General features: G+C 42.8%; 23 protein-coding genes. 10 read left to right on the top strand and 13 right to left on the bottom strand.

Features of this window, described 5'->3' with window-relative positions:
* The first annotated feature begins 20 nt into the window (after nucleotides 1–20).
* Both NZ583_04180 and nspC read left to right on the top strand, forming a co-directional pair.
* On the top strand, nucleotides 21–1,244 hold the full coding sequence (locus tag NZ583_04180) for a saccharopine dehydrogenase family protein (protein MCS7280810.1): 1,224 nt from the start codon (nucleotides 21–23) through the stop codon (nucleotides 1,242–1,244).
* Entirely contained in the window at nucleotides 1,217–2,449 is a 1,233-nt protein-coding gene (nspC, locus tag NZ583_04175) for a carboxynorspermidine decarboxylase (protein ID MCS7280809.1), read from the top strand. The genes NZ583_04180 and nspC overlap by 28 nt, the downstream gene beginning before the upstream one ends.
* A 4-nt stretch (nucleotides 2,450–2,453) precedes the next feature.
* On the opposite strand, the gene NZ583_04170 is transcribed toward nspC, so the two are convergent.
* From NZ583_04170 to NZ583_04145, 6 genes are all read right to left on the bottom strand, one after another.
* Entirely contained in the window at nucleotides 2,454–2,945 is a 492-nt protein-coding gene (locus tag NZ583_04170; GenBank protein ID MCS7280808.1) for a hypothetical protein, read from the bottom strand.
* Nucleotides 2,929–3,771 carry an ATP-dependent sacrificial sulfur transferase LarE gene (larE, locus tag NZ583_04165; protein MCS7280807.1) on the bottom strand — a complete coding sequence of 281 codons (843 nt, stop codon included), beginning with the start codon at nucleotides 3,769–3,771 and terminating at the stop codon, nucleotides 2,929–2,931. Before larE ends, NZ583_04170 begins: the two co-directional genes overlap by 17 nt.
* Before the next feature lie 6 nt (nucleotides 3,772–3,777).
* Entirely contained in the window at nucleotides 3,778–4,407 is a 630-nt protein-coding gene (locus NZ583_04160; GenBank protein MCS7280806.1) for a cytochrome b/b6 domain-containing protein, read from the bottom strand.
* Nucleotides 4,400–6,010 carry a cytochrome c3 family protein gene (locus NZ583_04155; protein MCS7280805.1) on the bottom strand — a complete coding sequence of 537 codons (1,611 nt, stop codon included), beginning with the start codon at nucleotides 6,008–6,010 and terminating at the stop codon, nucleotides 4,400–4,402. Before NZ583_04155 ends, NZ583_04160 begins: the two co-directional genes overlap by 8 nt.
* A gap of 84 nt (nucleotides 6,011–6,094) precedes the next feature.
* Nucleotides 6,095–8,098 (bottom strand): acetate--CoA ligase, encoded by a 2,004-nt coding sequence (gene acs, locus NZ583_04150; GenBank protein ID MCS7280804.1) that lies wholly within the window; start codon nucleotides 8,096–8,098, stop codon nucleotides 6,095–6,097.
* A gap of 11 nt (nucleotides 8,099–8,109) precedes the next feature.
* Nucleotides 8,110–9,336: an OFA family MFS transporter gene (locus tag NZ583_04145; GenBank protein ID MCS7280803.1), complete on the bottom strand. Its 1,227-nt coding sequence runs from the start codon at nucleotides 9,334–9,336 to the stop codon at nucleotides 8,110–8,112.
* Nucleotides 9,337–9,478: 142 nt separating this feature from the next.
* Here NZ583_04145 and NZ583_04140 point away from each other — a divergent pair, with 142 nt between their 5' ends.
* Genes NZ583_04140 through NZ583_04125 form a run of 4 tightly spaced genes read left to right on the top strand, consistent with a single transcriptional unit; the run spans nucleotide 9,479 to nucleotide 12,867 of the window.
* The gene (locus NZ583_04140) at nucleotides 9,479–10,489 is read left to right on the top strand and encodes a TRAP transporter substrate-binding protein (protein ID MCS7280802.1); all 1,011 of its coding nucleotides are present in this window, start codon (nucleotides 9,479–9,481) and stop codon (nucleotides 10,487–10,489) included.
* Nucleotides 10,490–10,541: 52 nt separating this feature from the next.
* Nucleotides 10,542–11,030 (top strand): TRAP transporter small permease, encoded by a 489-nt coding sequence (locus tag NZ583_04135; GenBank protein ID MCS7280801.1) that lies wholly within the window; start codon nucleotides 10,542–10,544, stop codon nucleotides 11,028–11,030.
* The gene (locus tag NZ583_04130) at nucleotides 11,027–12,331 is read left to right on the top strand and encodes a TRAP transporter large permease (GenBank protein MCS7280800.1); all 1,305 of its coding nucleotides are present in this window, start codon (nucleotides 11,027–11,029) and stop codon (nucleotides 12,329–12,331) included. Before NZ583_04135 ends, NZ583_04130 begins: the two co-directional genes overlap by 4 nt.
* Entirely contained in the window at nucleotides 12,301–12,867 is a 567-nt protein-coding gene (locus tag NZ583_04125; GenBank protein ID MCS7280799.1) for a hypothetical protein, read from the top strand. The genes NZ583_04130 and NZ583_04125 overlap by 31 nt, the downstream gene beginning before the upstream one ends.
* Here the strand turns inward: NZ583_04125 and NZ583_04120 are convergent.
* On the bottom strand, nucleotides 12,815–13,390 hold the full coding sequence (locus tag NZ583_04120) for an NTPase (protein MCS7280798.1): 576 nt from the start codon (nucleotides 13,388–13,390) through the stop codon (nucleotides 12,815–12,817). The genes NZ583_04125 and NZ583_04120 overlap by 53 nt on opposite strands.
* 1 nt (nucleotide 13,391) lies before the next feature.
* Nucleotides 13,392–13,934: a hypothetical protein gene (locus tag NZ583_04115; protein MCS7280797.1), complete on the bottom strand. Its 543-nt coding sequence runs from the start codon at nucleotides 13,932–13,934 to the stop codon at nucleotides 13,392–13,394.
* Nucleotides 13,935–14,115: 181 nt separating this feature from the next.
* Between NZ583_04115 and NZ583_04110 the strand changes: the two genes are divergently transcribed.
* From NZ583_04110 to NZ583_04095, 4 genes are read left to right on the top strand one after another with little or no spacing between them, the layout of a single operon-like run.
* Nucleotides 14,116–14,460, top strand: coding sequence for a LysR family transcriptional regulator (locus tag NZ583_04110; GenBank protein ID MCS7280796.1), 345 nt, complete (start codon nucleotides 14,116–14,118; stop codon nucleotides 14,458–14,460).
* A gap of 7 nt (nucleotides 14,461–14,467) precedes the next feature.
* Nucleotides 14,468–15,169 carry a twin-arginine translocase subunit TatC gene (locus tag NZ583_04105; GenBank protein MCS7280795.1) on the top strand — a complete coding sequence of 234 codons (702 nt, stop codon included), beginning with the start codon at nucleotides 14,468–14,470 and terminating at the stop codon, nucleotides 15,167–15,169.
* Complete coding sequence (locus NZ583_04100; protein ID MCS7280794.1) at nucleotides 15,156–15,389, top strand: hypothetical protein; 234 nt, start codon at nucleotides 15,156–15,158, stop codon at nucleotides 15,387–15,389. Before NZ583_04105 ends, NZ583_04100 begins: the two co-directional genes overlap by 14 nt.
* 8 nt (nucleotides 15,390–15,397) lie before the next feature.
* The gene (locus tag NZ583_04095; protein MCS7280793.1) at nucleotides 15,398–16,333 is read left to right on the top strand and encodes a lytic transglycosylase domain-containing protein; all 936 of its coding nucleotides are present in this window, start codon (nucleotides 15,398–15,400) and stop codon (nucleotides 16,331–16,333) included.
* 6 nt (nucleotides 16,334–16,339) lie between these two features.
* Here NZ583_04095 and NZ583_04090 read toward each other — a convergent pair whose 3' ends face one another.
* From NZ583_04090 to fusA, 5 genes are read right to left on the bottom strand one after another with little or no spacing between them, the layout of a single operon-like run.
* Nucleotides 16,340–17,314 carry an ABC transporter permease gene (locus tag NZ583_04090; GenBank protein MCS7280792.1) on the bottom strand — a complete coding sequence of 325 codons (975 nt, stop codon included), beginning with the start codon at nucleotides 17,312–17,314 and terminating at the stop codon, nucleotides 16,340–16,342.
* The gene (locus NZ583_04085) at nucleotides 17,295–18,932 is read right to left on the bottom strand and encodes a peptide-binding protein (protein ID MCS7280791.1); all 1,638 of its coding nucleotides are present in this window, start codon (nucleotides 18,930–18,932) and stop codon (nucleotides 17,295–17,297) included. Before NZ583_04085 ends, NZ583_04090 begins: the two co-directional genes overlap by 20 nt.
* Nucleotides 18,929–19,726, bottom strand: a complete 798-nt coding sequence (locus tag NZ583_04080; protein ID MCS7280790.1) for a type III pantothenate kinase — start codon at nucleotides 19,724–19,726, stop codon at nucleotides 18,929–18,931. The genes NZ583_04085 and NZ583_04080 overlap by 4 nt, the downstream gene beginning before the upstream one ends.
* A complete protein-coding gene (locus NZ583_04075; GenBank protein MCS7280789.1) occupies nucleotides 19,717–20,559 on the bottom strand; it encodes a biotin--[acetyl-CoA-carboxylase] ligase in 843 nt (280 codons plus the stop codon). Before NZ583_04075 ends, NZ583_04080 begins: the two co-directional genes overlap by 10 nt.
* Nucleotides 20,546–22,597, bottom strand: coding sequence for an elongation factor G (gene fusA / locus NZ583_04070; GenBank protein MCS7280788.1), 2,052 nt, complete (start codon nucleotides 22,595–22,597; stop codon nucleotides 20,546–20,548). Before fusA ends, NZ583_04075 begins: the two co-directional genes overlap by 14 nt.
* Nucleotides 22,598–22,688: the final 91 nt, after the last annotated feature.

Below are 22,688 nucleotides of genomic sequence, written 5' to 3'. Positions count from 1 at the left end.
ATCTTCGAAAGGAGGGCAGAATGAAAGGAAGGGTACTCATAATAGGAGCAGGCGCAGTAGCCACTGTTTGTGCACACAAATGTGCCCAAAATCCTGAATATTTCAAAGAGATAATCGTTGCAAGTAGAGACATCACTAAATGTGAGGCCATAAGAGAAGCAATAAGAAGCAAATACCAGAGAGACATAGAGGTAGCTCGGGTGGACGCGGATAAGGTGGACGAGCTTGTGGATTTAATAGAAAAGTACAAACCCGACATCGTCATTAACTTAGCGCTTACATACCATGACCTAAATATTATGGAGGCTTGTCTCCAAACAGGAGTCCATTATCTTGATACAGCAAGCTACGAGGCCTTAGAAGAGGCCTATTATGAGTACAGCTGGCAGTGGGCTTTCGACGAGAAATTCAAAAAAAGAGGGATAATGGGGATTCTGGGATGCGGATTCGATCCTGGAGTAACAAACGTTTATGCCGCGTACGCCCAAAAGCATTTATTCGATGAAATAAACTACATAGACATTCTCGACTGTAACGGGGGAACTCACGGCCTACCTTTTGCTACAAATTTTAATCCGGAACTTAACATAAGGGAGGTCCTACAAAAAGGACGCTACTGGCAGGAAGGAAGATGGATAGAGACCCCTTCGATAATCGACGAAAACGCGATACACTTTACATTTAATTATCCGGAGGTAGGGCCGAGAGAGAGTTATCTCATAGCCCACGAAGAACTTGAATCCCTAGTTATCCACATAAAAGGCGTAAAGAGGGCCAGGTTCTGGATGACCTTTTCAGAAAGCTACCTCAATCATTTAAGGGTACTCAAAAACGTGGGGCTTACAAGGATAGATCCTGTAGAATATGAAGGTCACAAGATAATCCCTCTGAGATTCTTGAAGACTCTTCTTCCTTCCCCGATCTCTTTGGGTCCTAGGTATAAAGGGAAAACGGTGATAGGAAACGTTATGACCGGCAAAAAGGATGGAAAGGTGATCACAAAATACATATACAACGTTTGTGACCACGAGGAGGCTTATAGGGAGACGGGTACCCAGGCAATAGCCTATACGGCTGGCGTGCCCGCTATGATAGGGGCGATGATGCTTCTTAGTGGAGAATGGCTTGCCCCTGGAGTTTACAATGTGGAACAGCTCGATCCTGATAAGTTTATGGACGCGATGAATCGATACGGTCTGCCTTGGAAGGTCGTCGATTGGGAACCATTACCCGATACGCCTTAAAAGATATGGAGGCGACCGATACCATAAAGGTAAGAAGAAGAAATCTCTTTCGGGAGAGGCTCGATCTTTTCCTCTCCCTTTTGGAAAATGTAGAAACCCCGTCTTACGTCATAGATGAATTGCTGATCGAAGAGAACATGAAAGTTATGCGCTATGTTAAAGACAGAACCGGTTGTCGGATCTTACATGCTCTTAAAGCTTACGCTGGTTATTATGTTTTCCATATTATGCGAAAGTATTTGGATGGTGTATGCGCAAGCGGTCTTTACGAGGCGAGACTTGGAAAGGAGAAATTTAAAAAAGAGGTTCACACATTTGGTGCGGCTTATCCCGAAGATCAAATAGAGGGTATCATTAGGTTTTCAGATGTTGTCATCTTTAACTCATTTAACCTAGTCGAGAGATTCGCCCGCAGAGTCAAGGAATCGAACAAACAGGTTGGGATAAGGGTAAATCCGGGATATTCAGAAGTCAAAACTAGGATGTACGATCCTTGCGCTCCAAATTCTAGACTTGGGGTTGTTCGAGAAGTATTCGAAGAAGAGTACCCAAAATACAAAGATCTCATCGATGGCATACATTTTCATGCCATGTGCGAACAGAATTCTGATGTTTTAGCCAGGATAATCGAGCACTTTACGATGAATTTCGGACCCTATCTCAAAAACGTAAAATGGGTAAGTTTTGGGGGAGGCCACCATATAACGAGAGACGATTACGATATTGAACTTCTAATACGCCTCATCGAGGATTTCAAGGGGACTTACGGTGTGGAGATTTACTTAGAGCCTGGAGAAGCAAGTGTCCTCGAATGTGGGTACTATGTAACGTCCGTTTTAGATATCGTAAAAAATGGCATGAATATAGCGATTATAGATGGGTCCGCCGAGGCCCATCTTCCTGATGTTCTCCTTATGCCTTATAGACCTAACATTGTGGGATCGTCAGAACCATACGTGAAACCATACACCTATCGAATAGGCGGCGTAAGCTGTCTAGCGGGAGATATAATTGGCGATTATTCTTTTGATGAACCCCTCTATGTAGGGAAAAAACTCGTATTTACGGATATGGTCCATTACACTATCGTGAAAAATAACACTTTCAACGGGATAAAATTACCATCGATCGTTCTTATTAGAAAGGATGGTAGACTTAAAGTAGTAAAGAGGTTTTCATTTAGAGACTTCCTAAGGCGCGTGTAAGGTTTTAAGGACCCTTTAGCTCTTCGAGGAATGCCAAAGCTTCTTCCCGGACCTCAGTCGATTTTTCGGTGAAACGCAAGATCGATACTTTTCTTCGGACATCCTCCTTCGTTCTCTCTGGGAGGTGGTGATACATTGATTTAAGTTTCTCCAAAGCTGCGAGTATAATTTTTTCATCTTTCGTATCCATGATTAGCATGAGAGTCGACGCATCATCGGGCAGTCCATACTTGTCAATGTAAGCTTTGACATTTTTCAAAAAGCTTTCCGTCCCGTAAGAAGCGTGAATTTTGTTATAAAGTTTGTCATGCTCAAGCGTCCCCTTTTCTCCTTTTAGGAGTCTCTCTAAAGCCTCTTTTGCCCTTTTGGTTTTCCAGCGGTCCAGCTTTTGCGGTCTCTCTCTTTTCTCTTCTTTACGGACGTGTTTGCTTCTGTCCCTTAATCTGTCGATCTCTCTCCAAGAAAGCCTTTCTCTTTCCTCATCGTACTCTCCCATTTCCCCCCCCATATTTTATGGCTTCATTCATTGAGCCACTTCTAAACCCGCGTAGGTCCAGCGTGACATACACATACCCTAAACCTTTCAAGCTCTCAACAACTTTTTTTCTTAGCTCCGAACTCATAAAACGGTTTATCTCATCTTCGCCGACTTCTATTCTGGCTAATTCTCCGTAGTGCCTTACCCTTACAACCCTAAATCCCATTTCCAAAAGAAGCTCTTCCGCGGTATTGACCATACGGAGTTTTTCTTCTGTTATTCTCTGCCCGTAGGGGAAACGGGACGCCAGACAAGCAAAGGATGGTTTATTCTGTGTTGGTAAGTTCATCTCTTCTGAAAGCGCCTTTATCTCCCTTTTTGTCAATCCACATTCAGAAAGGGGACTTCTGATACCTAGCTCTCTAAGCGCCCTAATGCCGGGTCGGAAATCACCTTCGTCGTCTTTCGTCGTCCCGTCTAACACATATTCTTTTTTGAATTTTGTCGCCATTTTTAAAAGTTTTTCGAAAAGTTCTCTTTTACAGTGATAACATCTCTCTAGAGAATTCTCCACTATTGCTTCTACTTCCAGCTCGTTATGCTCTATTATTATGTGGTCTGCTCCCAAAAATCTTGCAGTTTTTTCAGCATCTTTTATTTCCCTTTCGGGAAAGAAAGGTGATCTTGCTGTAACCAAAAGAACATTTTCTTTCCCCAAGCAATCTAAAGAAAGTTTTGCAAGAAAAGTACTGTCCATTCCTCCGGAATAGGCAATAAGCACTCTTCCCATCTCTCGAATAGTCTCTCTGAGCGTCAAAAGTTTCTCCTTAGTTTCGTCGTACATCAAATTTTAGTGTTCCTCTTCGTAACCCGTGATGAACATAGCTTTTATATGGGCCAGAGGCGTAGGACCGAGTGTGGCAAAGTATAGATGTACCACAATGAAAGCCAGATAAAAAATGGTGAGAAAGACGTGGATAGTGTCGACTATTAAAATTCCTCCTAAGAGGTTTATCCATTTTGAAAAGTAAGCTGGATTCCAAAGCATTAATCCCGTTATGATCTGGACAGGCATAAATAGCATTACAAAATGGTACGAAATTTTTTGGAGCGGGTTGAACTTACTTTCTGGTTTAGGTTCGTGGGGATTCCGGTCTCCAATTAGGAGTCCATAACCGTAGTAAACTGATTGTCTTATAAGGTCTATTAAGAACTTTCCAATTTCTCCCGGTTTTGCCGGAATATATAGGGTGAATATCTTTCCTGTCGCATGGTAGTAGACTGCCCAGAAAATGAAGTTACCTATCAAAACAAAACCGAATATGTTGTGAAGGCTAACCGCGGTTCTAAATGATATAATCTCGAACACGTCTCCATACCTCATCTGAAGTCCCGTAAGCATAAGAACAAAGAAACATATGGCGTTTATCCAGTGCCAGATCCGGACGGGGAGTGGATGTAAGTAAACCCGTCTATTCATGCAAAAGACCCCTTTTTCTCCATTTCCTCGTAAGTATCCTCAAAGTGATATGGATTGCCGGAACGAGTAAAGCCCCAAAAACTGAAACGATCAATAGAAAATCGACTATTGCGAGCCTTGTGCTTCCGAAGACGTAAAATTCGGAAAGGGGCGATAGTGTGCTTTTAGTGCTAAGAACATCTTTATGGGCCTTAAAAACGAAGGGCCAACCATATTCGTCCCTGAATAATAAAAACGCGTCTCTGAAAAAGGGTGAATCTGCTCTGTGACACACCTCACAACTCCTTAAAGCCTTCTCCTTTGGCTCCGTAAAATGCGAAAGTATAGGATCCCTAACATCCATCCACCCTATTAGCGTAAGTGTTACTCCCCTCCTTAAAAGGTCATCGAAGATCTCCCAAAGTTCCCGACTTTCTACATATCCGTCCCTATTTTTGTCTAGATAGGGTCCCAATTTTTCCTTGTCGATTCCAAGTAGGTTTTTCATATCTTCAATCGTTATTGGATCTCTACTTTTCTTGTCGTGCGGATGGAGATACACGGCCCCCTCTTTGTTCTTGGCATGGCAAACATTGCAAGTTATAAGTTCGAAATGGAACTTCACAAAGGATTGCGACTTAAAGGGCGGGTTATAGAACCAGTCAGTGTGAGCCTTTTCGATTTCTTTGTGACATTCAAAGCACACTTCATTGTTTCTGAGATTGAAGGATGTAACAAGAACATCATGGGGTTTATGGCAGCCGGTACATAGGGGGGCATCCTTCTTTCCCTTTTCCCAGGCTTTGTAGTGGACACTTTCTTTATATGCATCGTAGACATCTTTGTGACATCTGATACATGAGGTTAAATGGAGCTCCATATCGTCCTTCTTTATTTTTGTTACATAATGGGGATTGTGACAATCTGAACATAAAGGAGCACTTTTTTCTTTTTTCCTGGCTAGGGCGCCGTGTACACATCTCTCAAACCTCTTGCACTCATCCACGTGGCACCTTGCGCAGGCTGAAAAGGAGAGTTTATGTACAAAATCCATTTTACTCTCGTACTGTCCCTTAGGATGCCTATCCTTTGAAAATCCAAGATGACAAAAAGAACAGGGGTTTTTCCCGTGAGCGGACTTCAAAAATCGCTTTTCATCCACATAGATGGAAATCTCTTCCCCATTTTGGAATCTCATCTTCAGGCCTTTATTGCCGTGACAAATAAGACAGTAAGCCCGTTCTGACTTGGCTTTCTTTTCCGTCCTCATCGACTTAGAAAGATGCGGATTGTGGCAGTCTGTGCATAAAAGCTGATCTGATACTTTTCGGTGTTCGGCTTTTGCAAAGATTGTTTTGGAGTCATGGCACATCTGACACGTCTCGTTTAGAGACCTCCTCCACGCACTTTTTTCTGGTCTTCTCTCCTTTATGTGAGTTTCGACTTTTAGGTCTTTATGGCAAACAAGGCATGAAAATTGCCCATGGACAGACAAAGCGTATTCTCTTTCTTCGAAATCCGTATGGCACTTAAAGCAATCCTTTATCTCTTTTTTTGCCTCTACCGGATTGACAAATAGGAAAAGAAGGATAAGAAACGAGATAATCCTCAATTTCACAAGCATTATCCACTAACATAAAAAGAACGCCTTATCAAGAACTTTTTTTAAAAAAAAAGTAATGGGGCCCGCCTTTGGCGGGCCTTCTACTTATAGTCTACCCTTTATTATCTCTTCGACAACCGAAGGCTCGGCGAGGGTTGTTGTATCCCCTATCTGGTCTATCTCTCCGGATGCGATTTTTCTTAAGATTCTTCTCATTATCTTTCCGGATCTCGTTTTCGGAAGACCAGGGACGAACTGCAGCTTACCAGGGGTTGCGATCGGACCTATCTCCTTTCTTACATGGTTTATTAGTTCCTTTCTTAGTTCATCGGAGGGATCATAACCTTGTTTGAGGATCACAAAGGCATAAAGATCTTCTCCTTTGATCTCGTGCGGGTATCCCACAACGGCCGCTTCCGCGACTGCCGGATGGGACACAAGGGCACTTTCCACCTCTGCTGTTCCTATCCTGTGTCCAGACACATTTACCACGTCATCGATTCTACCCATGAGCCAGAAGTAACCGTCTTCATCCTTTCTCGCACCATCACCCGTATAATAGAAGCCTGGTTGCTGCGTAAAATACCTTTCGTAAAACGCATTGGGGTCCCCATAAACCCCCCGCATTATTCCGGGCCAGCTCCTCTTTATACAGAGTTCGCCACCTTCGTTTATATCCGCCTCTTGTGGAGGACTAGTGGGTGTCGCCCTTGGTCTTAAAACTACAGGTTCTACACCGAAAAATGGCAGGGTCGCAGAACCTGGCTTTAAAGGCCACGCACCAGGCATAGGAGCAATTAAGTGCCCGCCAGTTTCAGTCTGCCACCAGCAATCCGAGATAGGACATCTTTCCTTTCCAATGACCTTATAGTACCAGATCCACGCCTCCGGATTTATAGGTTCTCCAACAGACCCGAGTACCCTAAGGGACGATAGGTCGTGTTTATTCGGCCACTCATCACCTTCCCTCATGCAGGCTCTGATTGCGGTTGGTGCCGTGTAAAATACAGTGACCTTGAATTTTTCTATGATATGCCAGAATCTATCCGGTTGAGGATAGGTCGGCACACCTTCGAAGACGATCGTTGTAACTCCGTTAAGAAGCGGACCATATACGACGTAGGAATGTCCTGTCACCCACCCGATATCTGCCGTGCACCAGAAGATATCGTTCTCCTTCAAATCAAAGTGGTACTGCATCGTTACGTAAACATAAACCATGTATCCGCCAGTTGTATGTAGAACCCCTTTCGGTTTTCCTGTCGTCCCTGAAGTGTAAAGGATAAATAGAGGATCTTCTGCATCCATGACTTCGGCTGGACAATCATCTTGTATATCAGGCGCCGAAATCTCCTCATGCCACCAAGTGTCCCTTCCCTCAACCATAGGGACATCAAAATCACTAAGCCTTCTTAGAACTATTACGTTTTCCACCTTATGTCCCTTTTGGGCGCAAAGCTCGCAGGCTCTGTCAACATTTGCTTTAGAGTTCACTACCCTTCCTGATCTCCAGTAACCATTCGCAGTAATTATCATCTTTGCTCCAGAATCCAAGACCCTATCGTGGAGCGCTTCAGCCGAAAACCCTCCAAAAACAACCGTGTGGATTGCCCCTATTCTAGCACACGCAAGAAGAGCAATAGGAAGCTCTGCAACCATTGGCATGTAAATGGCAACCCGATCTCCTTTCTTTACACCCTTTTTTTTGAGAACGTTTGCGAACCTTGAAACTTCTTTGAGAAGCTCCGAATAAGTGTACTTTTTTACTTCCTCTTCAGGCTCTCCCTGCCATATAAGTGCTGTCTTTTCTCCCCGACCCTTATTTATCTGCACATCAAGACAGTTATACGAAATGTTAGTCTTTCCCCCAATAAACCACTGGATCTTTGCTTTTGGAAAATCTTCCTCGTTTACCTTATCCCACTTTTTGAACCAGAAAAGCTCGCTTGCGATCTCACTCCAGAAACCTTCTCGATCCTCAATCGATCTCTTGTAGATCCTTTCGTACTCTTCTCTACTCTTTATTCGCGCATGGGCCCTTAACTCTTCAGGAGGATAAAAGACCCTCCTTTCGTCCATAATGGATGTGATCTTTACGTCTTTATCCATAGCTTACCTCCTTATTTTTCTCTCTTCGAAGGTTTATTGATTTTAATAAGGCTCGCACCAAAAAGTAAAAGGGCTATTAAAATGAAAAACGTAAGGTCGGTTTCTCCTGTCACATCCTTTATCTTTCCTCCAACCCACGGTAGAATAAGGCCTGCAAACCCCCACGAGGTGAAAAGAATGCCGTAATTCATCCCGAAGTTCCTAATCCCAAAGTAATCCTTTGTGGCAGACGGAAAGAGCGAAAGATTCGATCCGTAGTTGGCACCTAGAAAAAGGGTTATCAAAAGAAGGAGAATCCAATTTGTACCTTCCTTAACAAGGTAGAGTAAGAAAACTGTAAGAGCTTGAGCCAGAAGAAAATAGAATATGGTTCTCTCTCTTCCCATTTTATCTGATATAAAACCCGCCATAATTCTTCCTGCCGCATTCCCAAAGGCCAAAACCGCAACAGCTAAAAAAGCCAGTTCTCCTAAAGACTTTTTACCTAGATCCTGGGCAAAACTTATAAATGTAAGGCCCGTACCTGCTCCGATAAAATAGGTTATCCAGAGGACGTAAAACTCTCTAGTTGAGAGCATTTCACGCCATGAAGACTCATTTTGGTGTACACCCGCATACGTAACTCTAGGGGGACTAGATCTTTCCGGAGGATCACTAAGAAGCTGGGAGACCCCTAAGACAACAATAAAAAAGGCAATTCCGAAGATCATCATCGCTTGGGGCAACGTGTAAAGCTGTAAAAGCCATGATGCAAGTGGTGCTATGTATACGGAGGCAAGCCCAAAGCCTGATACAACGATTCCTGTTATCAAACCCGTTTTTTCAGGCGGAAACCATTTTACAGCGGCAGGAGTTGCAGAGGCATACCCAAATCCTATTCCCATGCCCCCAAGGATCCCGAAACCCAAAATAAAGCCAGTTGAAGAAGATCCTGAAAGAGATGCCACCACAAAGCCAAGGCCGATCAATATCCCACCCATTGTGGCAACCCATCTCGGTCCTATTCTGTCCTGGAGTCTTCCTGCGGGTATCATAGACAAGGAAAAGACAAAGCATGCGACAGCATAGGGGAGCGCCTTTTCCGCATTCGTCCATCCCCAGCTTTCTGGTATTGCGCCCTTAAATACGCTCCAGGAGTAGAGAACCCCAAGCGCTAAATTGATAACTGTCCCGGATAGAGTAACTATCCATCCTCTACTAGGTCCCATTGCCGACCTTGTGCTTTTTTTCACTTTCATTCTATTACACAGTCATTTTTCGTGTCAAGGCAAAAACTTCAATCTCTTCGATCACTGCCTGATTACAAACATTCATTAACTTCTTGACTCTTCGTACAAAAAACTGTTATTTATGCAAAAATCAATGCCGAAGGAGGGATCTATGACTAGGACAAGGTTGATTCTCTTTTTTGCCCTTGCTACGTTTCTCTTTGCGCTTGTTAGTTCTTCCTATGCTCAGATGAAGCTTCGACTTTCTGTCATGTGGCCACCGCATCATCCACACACCAAGCTTTTTGAAGAGTTCGGAAAGGAAATAGAAAAGGCCACCAACGGACGGGTTACTGTCACGGTATTTGCAAGTAATACGCTTTCGCCACCCATGCAAGTATACGATAACACTGTGAAAGGTGTTGTGGATATCGGTACTGCCCTTTTAGCATACTCTCCGGGAAGGCTTCCCCTTTCAGAGGTGTTGCAGTTGCCCCTCGGATATAAGGATGGATATCAGGGAAGTAAACTTGCAAATGCTTATTATAAGAAGTTCAGACCTAAAGAATTCGATGACGTAAAGGTCCTTTTCCTCCATGGTGCAGCACCGGGATTTATCTTTACCAAAAAACCTGCGAATTCCACAGAAGATATAAAGGGTTTAAGAATTAGGGCCAATGCGGAAAACGCACCGATAGTTAAAGCTTTGGGTGCAGCTCCGGTAACCATGCCTGTTACTGAGGTTTACGATGCGCTATCTAGAGGAGTTGTTGACGGAACTCTTTTTCCGCTTGAAGCTCTTCAGGGCTTTAGGATCGCTGAGGTTGTCTCAACAGTAATTGAAAACTTCGCCATATCTTATCTTACGTCCCAGTATGTGATTATGAATAAGGAAAAATGGAATAAACTTTCTCCTGAGGATCAGAAGGCCATAGAGAAGATAAGCGATGAATTCAACGACAGAATAGGAAAACAGTGGGTTGAGCTCGACAAAAAGGCAAAAGATTTCGCCATCAGCAAGGGAGTGAAGTTTGTGACAGTATCGAAACAGGAAGAGGAAGAGACGGCAAAAAAAATGAAACCGATACTCGACGAATACGTAAAGACTACAAAGGCTAAGGGCCTCCCAGGGGATGAGGCTTTAAAGTTCTGCCAGGATTTTCTACGGACCTTCAAGTACTAAGAATTGGCGAGCCGGGGAGGGGTAACCCTCCCCTTCTTTTTTGGGGGAGATCATGACCACTTTCAAAGATTTTTCTTCGACAGTAAGTAGATACATGTACGTCATTTCAGGGGCTTGCCTTTCTTTCATGGTTATCCTTACTCTTATCGATGTGATTTTGAGAAATTTTGGCTATCCTATTACGGGTTCAATGGAAATTATCCAATATGGCGGGTGTATAGTCTTCTCCTTCGCTGTTCCATATGGGACATTGCTTGGGGCGCAGGTTTTAGTTGATTTAGTAATCGAGAGAATCGACCCCAGAAAAAAAAGGGTCATAACCATAATTACTAGAATCATCGGTGTCATCCTCTTTCTCTTTATCGCCTATAACTTCTTTATTTACGGATTCGATGTAAAGCGTTCCGGGGAGAGGACAGCGAGTTTCCGGATCCCTTACTATCCTTTCGCTTTTGCGCTTTCTTTCAGTTTTTTTATCCAAAGTCTTGTCATCTTTTCTGATTTAATCGAAAGGATAAAGACAAAAGGAGAAAAGCGATGACCGATGTCGAAGTCGGAATATATTGCATTCTCTTACTACTATTTCTATTCCTAACCGGCCTTGAAATGGCCTATTGTATGATAATTGCAGGATTTATAGGCTTTACGAAACTTATGGGATTTTCCGCTGCATCGAATCTTGTAATCAAGGATTTCTTTGATACGTTCACAACTTATAGTTATACGGTTATCCCCCTTTTTATACTCATGGGCGAGATAGCCTCCAATACAAACATAGCAAAAAGGTTGTACCAGGGAGCCCACACGTGGTTCGGTCATATACCAGGCGGGCTTGCAATGACAACTATAGTTGGAGCAACGGCTTTTAAGGCTATGTCTGGTTCAAGCCTTGCAACGATAGGTACTTTTTCCAATCTCGCCATGCCTGAGATGGACAGATACAACTACAAAAAGGAACTATCCTCAGGAACTATAGCATCCGTAAGCACGCTTGGGATGATTCTTCCACCGAGCACCGTGCTTATTATTTACGGGATCCAGGTTGAAGAATCGATAGGTAGACTCTTTGTTGCTGGAATAGTGCCATCCCTCATGATTGCATTACTCTTTATGCTTGTTGTTGCCGGCTGGGTACTAATCAAACCGGATGTTGCACCACGGGCCGAGAAGGCTACCTGGAAGGAAAGGCTTTCCGCTGTACCTGAGGCTTTGATTATAGTTATCATATTTGGAATTGTCATAGGTGGGATGATAACCGGCTTTTTTAGCCCCACTGAGGCTGGAACGATTGGCACAGTCTCTATGTTTTTGCTCGCTCTCGTAAGAAGGGAAGTCAATTTCGACATGCTCTGTAGGTCTCTTAAAGGGGCTCTCAGAACGTCGATCATGGTCCTTATGCTTATAGCAGGTTCCACAATCTTCGGTCATTTTCTGGCCATAACAGAGATCCCAATGATTGCCGCAAAATGGGCAGCCGGGTTGCCCGTTGAAAAAACGCTTATAATGGTGGTTATAGTCTTTTTTTACCTTATTGGCGGTTCAATTATGGATGATCTAGCATTCATGGTTCTTGCTACCCCTGTCTTTTTTCCGACAGTCGTTGCGCTCGGCTATGATCCCACATGGTTCGGTATTATGATCTGTGTAACTTTGATGATCGGAGGACTGATTCCGCCTATTGCAATATACGTTTTCATACTCGGTAACATAACAGGTCTTAAGTTCGGAACAATATACAGGGGTGTTGTTCCTTTTCTTTCTGCCCTCGTCCTTGCGCTTGTCCTTTTATTTCTCTTTCCTGAGATTGCGCTATGGCTTCCCAATTTTCTAATGAAAAGATAAGGCGGGCTTTAATCGACATCGATAACACCCTTTGGGACTTTGCACCCCTCCTTTATGAGAAACTTAAACTTATAAACCCATCAGTGCCGCCTCCTCAATCCTGGTTAAGATGGGACTTTTTTAAAGATTACGTTTCCGCCGAAGTTTTTTACGGTGTTATAGAGGAAATACACAAAAGACAAGACGAGTATGGGGTTTTTCCGGATGCAAAGAGGTTTTTAGAAGGGATAAGGGCGCTCGGGCTAAAAATAGTGATAGGAAGCCACAGAAATAGAAGTGCAGAGGAGGCCACTTTAAGATGGCTCAAAAAGCACGACCTCCCCTTCGATGAACTCCACTTAAGTTACGACAAGACCGTGCTTTTTGGCTCAGTCGATCTTGTCGTTGACGATTCACCGTTCGTCCATGAGAAGGCTAAAAGTTTTGGTATCATGGCTTTAGGTATCGAGTACCCGTGGAATCGAAATTTCGACCTTCTTCTCTTTAAGAACCTAACTGAGATTCTACTGTATCTGGAGAACCACTTAAATTCGTAAAAAGCATGAGAATCTCTTTTCCAATATAGGCTCGCGTTCTCTCACTTACGTGAAATAGCGTGACCTTTCTAGAATTCCTTATTTTATGAACCAAAGGATGAACGTCGAAAGAGGGTATAGTTCCGAGGAAGGGATTTTCGCATTCGAAGACTATTTTTTCGGCTATTTCTGCGAATTTGTTCGAAAAAAGCTCCATTTTTCCAATCTCGTCTATTACAATCAGGCTCTTTTTTTCTTTTTTAGCCTTTTTAAGAAGCGGTAGGGCATGTTTTTCGAAAATTAAAACATCGACCCCGTATTTTCCAACCTTGAAAGGAGAGACTATATTAACACTAGAAAATACAATCCTTTCACCCTCCGTAGTGTTTAGGCTGAATCCGATTCTTTTTACGCCTTCGGGATCCCTTATTTCCTCTGTCCAGAAGCCAAGAACCGATCCACCGAGGGCTTTCACAACGTTTTTGACTATCGTCGTTTTACCCACACCTGGTCTGCCTGTAAGAACTATCTTCTTTGAAGACATACTAGATGGGGAGCTCGGAAAGAACTCTCTCTTTCCAGGTCTCCATTCTTCTTCTGAAAATATTTTGAACCTCGCTTAACGCTTCATCGTATTCGGGCCAGGAGCTAATGTTTATTATTATTGAATCCCCTTCAAGTCCCTCCTCTTTCAGTCTCTGTCTGATCCTTTCTCGAACGATCATCTCTCTTTTTTCAAGTTCTTCTTTGAAAGCCTTCTTCGTCGAACTTAGGATCTCCTCAACCATCCTCTTTGTCCTCTCATCTATGAGTTCAAGGATCGAAAGTATGTGCTCACTTTCTTCCATGGGGTCAAGTTCGTCTAAAAGAACCTCAATGAAGATTTTTTTTTGCGATTTGTCTTTTAGGCTTTCAAACTCTCGTATAACATCGTCCCTATCTAGGTATTTCTCCTTGAATTTTCTAAGTGTGATCCTGGTTCTATTTTCCAAATCCTTTCTTTCCTGCTCCCTTCTTTCCTCCTCGCTCATGATGAGATGTTTCGTCTTTTCCATCGCTATCTCAATTGAGCTTTTTATCTCTGCCATGCGGACCTCCCAGAATTCTGATAAAATCCCGTAAAAGCGGCAAAAAAGCCTAAAAAGACTGCGATTTAAAACCTCGCGCTCTTGACTTCACTTTTCGTCTACTAAAATCTATTTTCTACCATAGGGCCTTCCTTTTCAACAAAAAATTGACACTGTCCCCCTCATACTTTACAATTCGTATATGAAAGCTTTATATCGAATATGGCTCGACGAAGGTGGTAAAGCCTTCGGAGAAGGACCCTATAACCTCTTAAAACACGTAGAAAAGACAGGTTCCCTCTCCAAAGCGGCAAAAAATATGGGAATCTCTTACAGGAAAGCCTGGCAAATCATAGATAACTGCGAGCAAAGACTCGGCTTCAAACTCTTAGAGAGGAAAAGCGGAGGGAAAAGAGGGGGTGGTTCTTCAGTTACGGAAAAGGGTAAAGCTTTTTTAATAAGATACGAGAAATTCCGGGAAGAAGTGAAAAATCTCGTCGAAGAGGCATTCCAGAGACATTTCGGTTCAACTCTAAAAAAAGACTAGACTCCAAATGGAAAGGGAAAGATTGATAGTTTTTCTTGGAGGGGTTAGAAGGTCTGTACTTCACTCTCTTCTAGTAATCGGGATCGTCTCTCTAGTCAGCTTTTTTTTTGCCAAAGATCTTTTTTCTCTGCTCACAAAAGTAGTCGGTATAAAGCTTTACTATTTCACTCTTCCAGAAGTCTTCTTCTCTATGGTAGAACTTGCTTTGCTTTCCGGAACTTTTTTTTCTGTTCCCTTTATCCTTTTTATAGTGTGGAAGAACCTCAAACCCACATTCAGAATCAGCTTTTACTACTTTTTGGCGGCTGGCGTTCTATTCTACTTAGGGTCTCTCTTCTGCTATCTATTTGTGCTCAAATCTGGAATCATGTTTCTTTTGGGATATGGAGGCGAACACGTAAAACCTTTCATCTCAATAGAAAGATACATCGTCTTTTCCGGAGCATTTATTTTCGCTTTTGGCCTTACTTTTCAAACCCCCATTCTCCTTCTCCTACTCCGTAAGCTCGGACTGATAAAGTATGATACACTGGCAAAACATAGGAGATTGGCCATCTTACTTATCACGATATTTGCGGCAGTCATAACACCTACACCCGATGTTTATAACATGCTTCTTCTCGCAGGACCGACTTACCTACTTTACGAGGTTGGGTCTCTTATGGTAAAGATGGATGAATTGAGGAGGAGACGGAGTGGAGATCGGTGAAAAGGAGATAAGGTTATTGAGAAAAAGAATGGAACTTGAACTTTTAAAAAAAGAGGCAGAAATTATAGAGTTTTGGAAGAAGGATCTGGAGAGAATCCATAAAAAAACTCTCGACCCAAAGCTCGGGATGGGTGACATCGAGTATGATCTCAAAAATGTAATCGAGAGAATGGCCACAAGGCTCGGGGTTTTAAATAGGATGATAAAGGAGCTTGCCTAAAAGACTCGATGCGGATTGTTCCTTTATATTTATCCCTTCTCACTGCCCTTTTTATTCTTTCGTCTTCCGCCTATCCAAAACCGGAAAAAAGTGAAAGAGATTTATACACAATAACCCATCTAAGGCACACTCTCTACCTTTTCGATACAAAGATCGATCTTTCGAGAGACGATATAAAAGAAAGGTTCGAGCGGGAATTTTTCCAATTTCTGGACAAAAGAGGGCTTCTTTACATTATTGTCAAAAGATACTTTCAGTACAGAAGGCTCATCGAAGAAGAGATCAAAAGAATAGGACTCCATCATGATCTAATCTACCTTGTTATTGCTGAAAGCTACCTTAATCCGCGGGCAGTATCGAAGGCAGAAGCACAAGGATTATGGCAGTTTATAAAAGAGACAGGAAAACAGGAAGGGCTGATAATAAACGATACCATAGATGAGAGATACGACATTGTGAGATCCACCCAAATAGCGCTCCTACATCTTAAAAAATTGCACGAGGAGTTCAAGGACTGGTTTTTGGCCTGCGCTGCGTACAACGCAGGATTAAAAAGGGTAAAAGAGGCTATTCAGAATCAAAACACAAAAGACTTCTTCGATCTTTACCTTCCTGAAGAAACAGAAAGGTACATTTTTAGGATCGTGGCTTTAAAAGAGATTTTCGAAAACAGAGAAAGATACGGGATAAAAGTGGATGAAAAGGATGGCTACAAGGAGCTTTCAATCGATTCGATAACTATTCGACTAGACAAGGAACTCCACACATCAATCCTTGCAAGCTCCATGGGCCTTCCGTATCGGGCCTTCCGATACTTAAACCTCCACATGAGGAAGTATTCTCTTCCAAAAGGCACATACAACGTTTACTTTCCAAGAGAGAAAAGGGAATTCTTTCTCAAAAATTTGAGGTCTATTCCACACATTTCAATAGAAGAAAAATGACGTCGTCTATTCCGCTCTTATTCTTGGGTCAAATATGGCGTACGCTATATCTGCGAGAAGATTACCGACCAAAGTAAGAAAGGCTCCTATGACAAGGATCCCCATTATGGTGGGATAGTCCCTAGCCATAACGCTCATGTAAAACAGTTGACCCATCCCTGGTATGGAAAAGATACTTTCAAATATCACGCTACCACCTATGAGTCCTGGAATCGAAAGCCCAAGAATAGTGATTACTGGAAGGAGAGCGTTTCTTAACGCATGCTTTCTAAGAACGAGCTTTTCCGGCAAACCTTTTGCATAGGCTGTCCTTATGTAATCTTGGCTTAAAACCTCCAAAAGGCTGTTCTTCATAAACCTTGAGATTCCCGCAATCCCTCCTAAAGCAGATACAAAGACTGGAAGCAGAAGATGCTTTGCCACATCCAAAACCTTTTCCAAAGGAGTCAACTCTTCAAAATTGAGTGATCTGATGCCAGATATGGGTAAGAGTTCTAGATACACACCGAAAACGATCATGAGGAGGAGGGCAATCCAAAAGGTGGGAGCGGCGTAGCCCGCAAAGACAAAAGCTGTAAGTGATCTATCTAGAAACGAATCCTTATATCTTGCGCAGTATACACCTATAGGTATTCCGACCAAAAATATAATAACCATGGAAGTGACATTTATGAGCACTGTAATTGGAAGCCTCTCTTTGATCTTTTCGATTACGGGCCTTCTGTCTGGACTAAAAGAGATTCCAAAGTCTAGCTTTACGATTCTTTTGAGCCAAAGCCAATACTGGACGTGGATGGGTTTATCGAGGCCGTAGTAAGCCCTTATCCTTTCTCTTGCTTCTTTAGAAATCTTAGGGGTCATCTCTAATTCCATCATTCCTGGCTCACCAGGAGCAAGACGAATTACGAAGAAAGAAACGAGGGTGATGCCTATTAGCATCGGGAAAAGTAATAAGACCCGCTTAAGGATAAACCGTAACATGGCTTTTATACCTCATCTGTTCGTAAGGAACGTACCATTTTTCCATGTTGTATGTTATCCCTAAAGGAGCGGGCGAAACACCTTTTATCCTTTTGTGGATCGCCACGTTAGCATAAGGGATGAATAAAAAGGTATAAGGCTGTTCCTCAGCCAAGATCTCCTGAAACCTAAAGTAGTATCTTTTTCTTTCTTCTATGTTGAAGGTGTGTCTTGCGCGAACTAGAAGTTCGTCCACCTCTTTATTCTCGAAAGAAATGAAGTTCAACTCCTTTTTTCCCTGTTTTGAAGAGTGCCATATGTCGAAAAGATCGGGATCGTGGGGAATGGTCCATCCTAGAATGACAGCTTCAAAGTTCCTCTTATCTATGAACTCATTTATTAGGCTTGCCCATTCGAGTACCCTTATTTTTACCTTAACTCCGATCTCCGCAAGTCTTTTTTGAATCAGTTCCGCGCACCTTATCCTTACATCGTTCCCCTGGTTGACAAGTATTGTAAATTCAAATCTTTTTCCGTCCTTTTCTAGTATTCCGTCTTTTCCCCTTACAAATCCACAACTTTCAAGAAGCTTTTTCGCCTTTTCCTTGTCGTACTCGTATCTCTTTACTTGTGGGTTGTAAGCCCACATGTCAGGTTTGTAGGGTCCATGGGCTTCGATCCCCTGCCCTAAAAGGACACCTTCGATTATCTCTCTTTTATCTATGGCATGAGTCAAAGCCTGTCTTACGGCCTTTTCTTTAAAGAAAGGGTGTTTGAGATTATACCCTAAATAAACGTAGCTAAAAGACAGATACTGATACTTATTGAATTCCCTTTTGAAGGCTGGATAATCGGTCTGTCTTAAGTACTGAAGCGGAGAAAGCCCCATCATGTCAATACGAGAGTTTTTAAGCTCCAGAAACATGCTCGCAGAATCCGGAATAAACCTTATGATGTGTCTTTCTATGTAAGGTCTTCCACCGAAGTAGTCTTCGTTTGCTAGAAGTACAATTCTCTGTCCTGCTACCCATTCTTTGAATTTGTAGGGACCTGTGCCGATTGGATTTCTAAGAAGGGGGGACCTCGTTATGTCCTGACCATCGAGAAGGTGTGAGGGAAGAATAGAGATGGCCCAGCTTATAAGCCCTGGTGCAAAAGGTCTGTGATAAGTAACTCTGAATGTGTAATCGTCTATGACTTCTGCCTTTTTTACCTCAAGAAAATCACTTGAGTAAGCTGTGGGGGTCTTGGGGTCCGTTATGACTTTGTAGGTGTAAAGAACGTCCTTTGCCGTGAATGGCTTTCCATCGTGCCATTTAACGTTTTTTTTTAGTCGAAACGTTATAATAAGGTTGTCCCGCGATACACTCCAGGATTCGGCAAGATCTCCAACTATTCTTAGATCCTTGTCATATTTTACGAGCCCGTTGTAGATTCGTGCCGCCACATCGTGAGAAGGGGCATCGGTAGTAAGAATTGGGATCAAATTAGTAGGCTCCCCCAATGACGCGGTGATTAAAGCATCACCGTATGCTGGTTTTCCTTCGTCTTCGTATGAGACCTTCCGTTTTCCCGGAGAACATCCAAAGAGGAAAAAGAATAGCAAAAGAAAAGCAACAACTGTCTTTAAATTCTTCATTTTCCCCTTTTTGTTTTTCTCTTACAAAGATCCTTGTTTTTATCGTAGAGGATCTTTAGTCCCCTAAGGGTTAAAAATTCGTCCACCTCGTCTACTGTCTTGGAAACACGAGATATCAACTTCGAAAAACCACCTGTTGCCACAACGTAAGGCTCTGTTTTCACCTCATCCTTCATTTTTTTTACGATTCCGTCCACCAGACTTGCGTATCCGAATATAATACCCGCTTGCATGGCCTGGATCGTGTTTTTCCCTATAACCGACTTCGGTATGGCAAGTTCCACCCTCGGAAGCTTTGAAGCTTTCTCGAAAAGGGCCTCAAGAGAGATCATTAGTCCCGGAACTATCGCTCCACCCGCAAACTCCCCCTCTGGAGTCACATAGTCGAAAGTTGTGGCAGTTCCGAAATCTATTACGATCAATGCTTTTTTATACCTCTCATATCCGGCAACGGCGTTCACTATTCTATCTGCCCCTAGTTCAGCCGGATTCTCATAAAGTATCGGCATCCCTGTCCTTATACCAGGTTCAACCACTATGGGCTTTACTCCCATATACTTTTCACAGAGCGCCTGAAACGTCACAAGAAGAGGCGGAACAACGCTGGATATAATTGCGCCATCTATGTTTTCAAAACTTAATTTTCTCACGGAGAGTAAACTATTTGTGAGGATGGCGTATTCGTCTACCGTTTTGTCGATATCTGTTCCGAGCCTATAATGCTCGACAAGATTTTCTCCATCATAGACGCCAAACACTATGTTTGTATTCCCAATATCTATTACTAGGACCATGACATCGCTTTAAGATCACCAGTGTATACTACCTCTGTGCCCCTTTCAGTTTTAATTACGAGGCCTCCTTTCTCGTTTAAACCCTCACATATCCCTAAGATCACTTTCTCCCCTTCTTGGAGGGTTAAAACTCTTCCTCTAATTTTGGCTTTCTCCTCCCAAAGTATGCGTATTACATCCGGACCTTCTTCTAAAAACTTCAAGTAGTACTTTTCAAAGTTGTTTATGAGATTTGCACAGATAAGGTCCCGACTGTGTTTTTTTTTGGTCTCAATGTAAAGAGAAGTTGCCACTCCTTTTAAATCTTGGGGCAGATCTTCTTCCTCCATATTCACATTAAGACCGATACCTACCACTGCGAAATCCAAAGTTTCGGATCCATGGGCAATCTCAATAAGCGTTCCGCTCACTTTTTTTCCCTTGATGAGTACGTCGTTAGGCCATTTAAGTGCGGGCTCCGATTCTAAGATAGGCTTTACCACGTCATAAACCGCAAGGCAAGAAAGGAAGGCCAGATTGTAAATTTGATCTTGTAAAACCTTGGGCCTAAGGATAATCGACATGTAAATGTTTTCATTTGGAGGTGAGAACCACTTCCTTTCGAGCCTTCCTCTTCCTTTAGTCTGCATATCAGAAACAACACAGGTACCTTCCTCCTCACCTCTTTTTGCAAGATTCAAAGCATATGTATTCGTGGACTCTATTACCCTTCTATACACGATCTTTCTGCCTATTTTCGTTGTCGTTAGATACGCTTTGATTCTCTCTGGATTTAAAGCTTCCTTTCCCTCTCCGACCATATGTAACTTTTCGGCATAATTAACCCTTTTCATACTCTATGGCGTCATAATGGGAAAAATACATGGTAAATGATGCTCTTCCTTGTGTTAGAGATCTTATGTCCGTAGAATAACCGAACATTTCTGTAAGAGGTGCGTAAGCCTCGATTATCGCTATTTTCTCTTTAGTTATTATGTTTTTTATCTGGCACTTCCTCACATTTAGGTCATTTATTATATCTCCAAGAAACTCGTTGGGAGTTGTAACACTCAAAGACATGACAGGATAAAGAAGCACAGGTGAGGCTTCCATACAGCCCTTTCTAAAACCTTCGTGGGCAGCCATCTTAAGCGTCAGCCTTGCAAATTCTGGGTTGTTGAAGGACGCATCGAGAATGTACACCCTTATGTCCGTAACCGGATAACCTTTAAGCACACCGGTATTCGCTGCTTCATAAATTCCCTCTTCTATTGCCTCAAGATAGTTATAAGCTGGGTGGTCCATTCCAATCCCAGAAAAAACGTTTAGTCCCTTTCCTCTCTCGTCGGGGGCGATTCTTAACTTAACAGTCCCTCTGTAAAGCACGTTATTTATAGTCTTTTCGAAGCTGTTCTCTATGTAGACCTCATTTTCTATCGTCTCCTTAAATATGACCTGAGGTTTGCCAACGTGTATGTCAACTCCAAACTCCTCCCTAACCCTCCTCATTATGACGTCCAAGTGGAGCTCTCCCATACCTGAGACGATAGTTTGTAAAGAATCTTCGTCTGACTTGACGTAAAAAGTGGGGTCCTCTTCCGCTATCCTTTTTAGTATCGTAATAAGCTTTTCCTGGTCCGCATTCTTTTTGGGCTCAACCGCAATGGATATGACAGGCTGATAGGCATTTATGGGTTCAAGTAAGATCTCTTTATTCTTTGTGAGCGTATGACCGGTTGATGTGTCTTTTGGACCCACAATTCCAACTATCGCTCCGACCTTTGCATAATCTATTCTTTCCTTTTGGTTTGCATGGATCCTGTAGATCCTCGAAATCTTCTCCTTCCTGCCGAGATTAACGTTTAAAACATCGTCCCCCGTTTTTATTTCTCCCGAATATATCCTTATGTATATAAGCTTTCTTCCTTCTTCCATAATTACCTTGAAGGCAAGGGCTGTAAAATCTTCATCCGGTGAAGGCAATCTTGTTTCTTCCTCTCCTGTTTTTGGATTTTTCCCTTTCACAGGCGGTACGTCAAGCGGAGAAGGGAGATATCTCACCACACCATCAAGAAGAGGTTGAATACCTTTGTTTTTAAGCGCAGCTCCACAAAAGACCGGGACGAGTTTCATCGATAGGGTCCCCTTCCTTATAGCCTCATGGATTAAAGACTCCGGAATTTCCTCCCCCGAAAGATAAAGCTCCATGATTTTGTCATCTATTAGGGATATCGCGTCTATGAGCTTTTCCCTGTAGCTGAAAGACAGGTCCTTAAGTTCTTCTGGTATATCAACATAATGGTAAACTGCGCCTAGACTCTCTTCATCCCAAACTATGGCCTTCATTGATGTAAGGTCCACAACGCCCGAAAAACTATCCTCTTTTCCTAGCGGGATCTGGACAGGTAAAGGATTGGCACCCAATTTTTCAACCATCATGTCTATTACGTTAAAAAAGTCGGATCCAACCCTGTCTAGCTTATTTACAAAGGCGATACGTGGTATCCGGTACCTGTCCGCCTGGTGCCATACGGTTTCGGACTGTGGTTCGACTCCGCCAACTCCACAAAAGACAGCGATCATCCCATCGAGTACTCGCAAAGATCTCTCAACCTCTATCGTAAAATCTACATGACCAGGTGTATCGATAAGCTGAATCTCATGATCCTTCCAGTAGCACGTGGTACAGGCCGACGTAATAGTTATACCCCTTTCCTGTTCTTGAGGTAAGTAATCCATAACCGCCGTTCCTTCGTGAACTTCACCCATTTTATAGGTCTTTCCAGTGTAGTAGAGGATCCTCTCAGTAACGGTTGTCTTTCCGGCATCTATGTGGGCAACGATCCCAATGTTTCTTATTTTCTTTAGCCTTTCTAGCTCTTTTTTCGTCATTAGCTAAAGATATTCCCCAATTACAGTCTAAAAGTCAACAACATGCGCCTAAAAGGCTTGCCATGTACAAGGAATTCTGTTAAAAGATAGT

The organism is Thermodesulfobacteriota bacterium (assembly GCA_025062045.1).
Taxonomy (GTDB): Bacteria; Desulfobacterota; Syntrophorhabdia; order Syntrophorhabdales; family JANXAF01; genus JANXAF01.
The sequence above is the reverse complement of the archived record's forward strand: the minus strand, read 5'-3'. Positions and strand labels throughout refer to the sequence as shown.